Here is a 4,416-nt window from a genome sequence, read left to right as displayed (position 1 = left end):
TCCCTCGGTTCGCCAGATGAGGATGAAGCCGTGGGTAGATTCAGGCGAACAACCCTGCAAGGCTAAGTGGCGAAGCCACCCGGCGCTTTGCGCCTTAAGCCTTTCGGGTTCGTAAATGCGAGAACGTTATCCGAAACTCCTGAAAGACACTAAATAAATAGGATGATTATACATGCCAATACAAGGTATAAACCACTTTTGTTTTTCGGTTTCTAATCTTATAGAATCTATTAAATTTTATGAGCAAGTTTTTGGTGCCAAACTACTAGTAAGAGGCAGGAAGCTTGCTTATTTTGATTTAGAAGGATTATGGATTGCTTTGAATGAAGAAACAGATTTTGAAAGGAATAATCTCAACAAATCGTATACACATATTGCATTTACAATTAAGGAAGAAGAATTTGAATTCTATAAGAAAAAATTAGAAGATCTAATGGTTAACATACTTCTCGGAAGAGAACGAGATGAACGTGACAAGAAATCAATATACTTTACAGACCCTGATGGACATAAGTTTGAATTACATACAGGTCAATTGAGAGATAGAATGGAATATTATAAGGACAATAAAACACATATGATATTTTATGAATAATAACGGACTAATAACATGATGTGAAGGTGGATCAAAGAAGTCAGGAGCATCGGATAACAACGTATCTACGCCGCGGACCATTCGGCCCTTGGTCTGCAAGAGGAATTACGAAGAGGTGATTCAGCAGACAACCCTGCAAGGCTAAGTGGCGGAGCCACCCAGTCGCTACGCTCCTTTAAGCCTCTCGGGTTCGTAGATACAGTAACGTTAGAGGAAATTGCTGAAATAAAAAGCCTATACTTTGAAAGTACAGACTGTATTTTTAGAATTTATAGACGTCTCCGCGGGAACCAATTTTGATAACATACACTAATAATTTTTGGTTTTCAACAGTATAAATGACTCGATATGTTCCAACACGTAATCGGAAATCGTTGTAAGTTCCTTGTAACTTTTTAATGTCAAGTTCTGGGTGGAAGGGATCTTCAGAGAGAATTTGTAGGCAATGAACAATTCGAACACGTGTTTTTTTGTCTAATTTTTGTAGATATTTAAAGGCATTTTTATCGAACTCAATTGAGTAACTCATCAATAACATCCTTTAATTTTATGGTTTCACCATGTGTAAACGCTTCTTTTGCTTTTTTAATATCGTCTAGATCTTGTTGTGTAGTTGGTTCGTCGTCCCATGGGATAGGCCGCTGTCTTTGTGATACTAGCCCTTCGAGAAATTCAGCAGCTTTCGGAAGGAGATCATCAGGCAATTGTTGAATTAGTTGATTTAAATGATCTTTTGAAACAGCCATGCGGTTCAACTCCTTTGAACTAATTAAAAACATTATAACACTAAACATTAATTAAAGGATAAATCACAAACAATCTAACTTTGAAGGTATTTCTAGATGCCAGCAACATCCTCTAACATTATATCTACGCAGCGTCGCTAACGCTCCTTGGTCTGTAGAGGTATTCTCGAAGAAGGGATTCAACAGACAACCCTGCGAGGCTAAGTGGCGAAGCCACCCGGCAGCAAGCTGCCTTAAGCCTCTCGGGTTCGCAGATACAGAAACGTTAGATGAAACTCTCAAGAGTTGAAAAGTGCAAATACCATATAGCTGATAAGGAGACTGTAATAATGAGAGGGAAATCGATCAAACTTTATATTATGGGAGAGAAATACAAGAACTTAAAAACGGCCGAGCTTAGTAATTGGACAGGCAAAGCATACATTGGTCAAAGAAAACACGTGCAAATGCTCCAAGACATTGAAGAACTGGCTTCGCCGGGTATTTACATATTGATTTCTGAAATAGAAGATTCTTATCAAAAGAAGATTTACATAGGTGAAGCCGATGAAGTAAATAAACGAATGGCAGACCAGTTTAAGCAAAAAGATTGGTGGAACGATTTTGTAGTATTCATTAGTAAAGATGCCAATTTAACAAAATCACATGTTAGATACCTTGAGAGAGAACTTTATGATATTTCTTTAAAAAATAAAACAACCATTGAAACAACTAACGGAAACACACCACCAGGTTCAAAGTTGCCTATTTCGGAATGCGATGATATGAGTGACTTTAATGAAAATATTATTTTTGTGCTTAATAATTTAGGGATTATAGACTTTACAAAGACTGAAGTAAATCATCAAAAAATTGAAAATAACAAAAGAGAAAGCGACGTTTTCTATATGAGTGTTCCTGGCGCTAAAGGAGAGAGTGCTAAGGAAGCGAAACTTGTGATCGTAGAAGGAACATATAGACTACTAGCAGGTTCCTACATTAGGAAAGATCATGTTAGTAGTTTTGCTAGTCATAATTATGCAAAGTTAAGAAAACAACTTGAAGAAGATAATTTTTTTGAATCCTCAGAGAGTGGGAGCTACTTTAAGTTGTGTAAGGATGTTGATTTTAAATCTCCCTCAGCAGCAGCGGCTATAGTCAGAAACAGTTCTATGAATGGAAGGAAAGAATGGAAATTGAAGAATGGATTAAACTTAGATGAGTTTGAGAATAGACAGATAGAATCTTAATTGTTAGCTTTTCGAAGAAGTGAGAGCATCATCTAACATAATATTCAAGCAGCGGCTCCGATGGAGCCTTGGTCTGCGGATGGATTTCGAGGAGGAATTTCAGCAGACAACCCCTTTGGGGTTCGTGAATACAGGAACGTTATAAGAAATCGGGGGAAACATAATTTAAGTTCGTTATTAATAACCAAAGATCATAAAGGGATAGGTGACAAGACATTAAATTACTTTTTATCTGTAGTCGTAATAAATGGCGTAGTTTAACTGCTGAGAAGATTTTTGATGGATACAATAATTATGAAGTAAGATCGGCGGGAACGGAAGAAGGAGCGAGAATTAAGGTAACTGAAGGACACATTGGATGGTCAGACTTAATTTTTGTAATGGAGAAGAAGCATACGAGAAGGCTTACAGATAAATTTCCAATCAGTCTAAAGACTAAACGATTAATCTGTCTTGATATCTCAGACGATTATCAATTTATGGATGAAGAATTAATAGAAATATTGAAATCTAGAGTATCAGAACATATTGAAGTGCCCGAATAACTAAGTTCGAAATATTAACAAGACATGAATAGAGAAAGAAGATATAACTGAAACCGAAGGACTTTTGTTAGTAAATCAAGAAGCCCCCGACATCTCATAACATCGTATCTACGCTGCGGGCCATTCGGCCCTTGGTCTGCGGAAGAAAAATCGGGGAAGTGGAATCAGGCAGACAACCCTGCGAGGCTAAGTGGCTACGCCACCCGGCAGCAAGCCGCCTTAAGCCTCTCGGGTTCGTAGATACATAAACGTTAGATGAAACTCCCGAAAACTGAAAGTAACAAAATCAATAAATAATATAATAGGTGATAACCATGAATATTCAAAAGCTAATAAAATTAGTTATATTATCACTAACTCTAATCTTGATAGTCATTTTAATAATGACTAATCCCTCAAGAGATGATTACATTCAACATTGGACAGAAAGAAACAAAGATCTTGAGGTACATACAGTCCACACAAAGAATTTCCTTATTTTTTCGACTTATCAAATGGGAGGGTATGATGATATTAGACCAACAACGATAGGGATATTGGGTACGTTAATTGATACGGAGAGTTATTGATAGGTAATCAATTTAAAGACAGGTATGTGGTGGGTTTTGGTACCCAATTAAAGAAAAGAACTTATGAAGAACGAGATGGAACATCAGTTTGAAAGAAGTATCGGAGAAGTCGGAAGCATCATCTAACACCATATTCACGCATCGAGTCGACTCCGTCGCCCCTCGGTCCGGCACGAAGTTAGGAGAGGATTCGAAGAGGCATTTCAGTAGCGGGAAGTAGGATCAGCCGGACACATCCGCACCGACTAACCGCATCGCGGCCGGCACCTGACGGTGCCTTAAGTCGGTGGGACGTCGTGAATACAATAACGTTATGCGTAATTACTGCAGGACAATGGATGAACTTTTTCAAGCTTATTAAGTCAAATACCGATATATAATACTACATATGAAGTGAATTCGAAGATGCTCGCGGCGCGGATGAAGAGCATGGTTTGAGTAGTGAATCGATGAAGGAAGTTTACGTATCTCAAAGAAGGCAGTAACAACGCATAACATTACATTTTCGCTTCGGGACATACGTCCCTCGGTTCGCCAGATGAGGATGAAGCCGTGGGTAGATTCAGGCGAACAACCCTGCAAGGCTAAGTGGCGAAGCCACCCGGCGCTTCGCGCCTTAAGCCTTTCGAGTTCGTAAATGCGAGAACGTTAGATGAAACTCCCGAAAACTGAAAGTAACAAAATCAATAAATAATATAATAGGTGATAACCATGAATATTCAAAAGCTAATA

The 4,416-nt window shown here is 38.3% G+C and carries 5 protein-coding genes; 3 read left to right on the top strand and 2 right to left on the bottom strand.

The window, feature by feature from the left end; translation table 11 throughout:
* Nucleotides 1–172: 172 nt before the first annotated feature.
* Nucleotides 173–595, top strand: a complete 423-nt coding sequence (fosB, locus tag HII30_RS21205; protein WP_169507041.1) for a metallothiol transferase FosB — start codon at nt 173–175, stop codon at nt 593–595.
* Between the two features lie 262 nt (nt 596–857).
* Here the strand turns inward: fosB and HII30_RS21200 are convergent, their stop codons facing one another.
* Nucleotides 858–1,124 (bottom strand): type II toxin-antitoxin system RelE family toxin, encoded by a 267-nt coding sequence (locus tag HII30_RS21200; RefSeq protein WP_246246821.1) that lies wholly within the window; start codon nt 1,122–1,124, stop codon nt 858–860.
* Nucleotides 1,108–1,341: a hypothetical protein gene (locus HII30_RS21195; protein ID WP_169507039.1), complete on the bottom strand. Its 234-nt coding sequence runs from the start codon at nt 1,339–1,341 to the stop codon at nt 1,108–1,110. Before HII30_RS21195 ends, HII30_RS21200 begins: the two co-directional genes overlap by 17 nt.
* A 329-nt stretch (nt 1,342–1,670) precedes the next feature.
* Here HII30_RS21195 and HII30_RS21190 point away from each other — a divergent pair, with 329 nt between their 5' ends.
* Nucleotides 1,671–2,570 carry a GIY-YIG nuclease family protein gene (locus tag HII30_RS21190; RefSeq protein ID WP_169507038.1) on the top strand — a complete coding sequence of 300 codons (900 nt, stop codon included), beginning with the start codon at nt 1,671–1,673 and terminating at the stop codon, nt 2,568–2,570.
* 215 nt (nt 2,571–2,785) lie between these two features.
* Complete coding sequence (locus tag HII30_RS21760) at nt 2,786–3,115, top strand: protein tyrosine phosphatase (RefSeq protein ID WP_169507042.1); 330 nt, start codon at nt 2,786–2,788, stop codon at nt 3,113–3,115.
* The last annotated feature ends 1,301 nt before the right edge of the window (nt 3,116–4,416 follow it).

Origin of the sequence: Paenibacillus lemnae (assembly GCF_012933385.1) — a bacterium.
GTDB classification, from domain to species: Bacteria; Bacillota; Bacilli; order Paenibacillales; family Paenibacillaceae; genus Paenibacillus_AQ; species Paenibacillus_AQ lemnae.
The sequence above is the reverse complement of the archived record's forward strand: the minus strand, read 5'-3'. Positions and strand labels throughout refer to the sequence as shown.

Coding starts and splice junctions, on each gene's coding strand:
- HII30_RS21200 (WP_246246821.1), bottom strand. CDS start 1,124: ATGAGTTACTCAATTGAGTTCGATAAAAATGCCTTTAAATATCTACAA.
- HII30_RS21190 (WP_169507038.1), top strand. CDS start 1,671: ATGAGAGGGAAATCGATCAAACTTTATATTATGGGAGAGAAATACAAG.
- HII30_RS21195 (WP_169507039.1), bottom strand. CDS start 1,341: ATGGCTGTTTCAAAAGATCATTTAAATCAACTAATTCAACAATTGCCT.
- fosB (WP_169507041.1), top strand. CDS start 173: ATGCCAATACAAGGTATAAACCACTTTTGTTTTTCGGTTTCTAATCTT.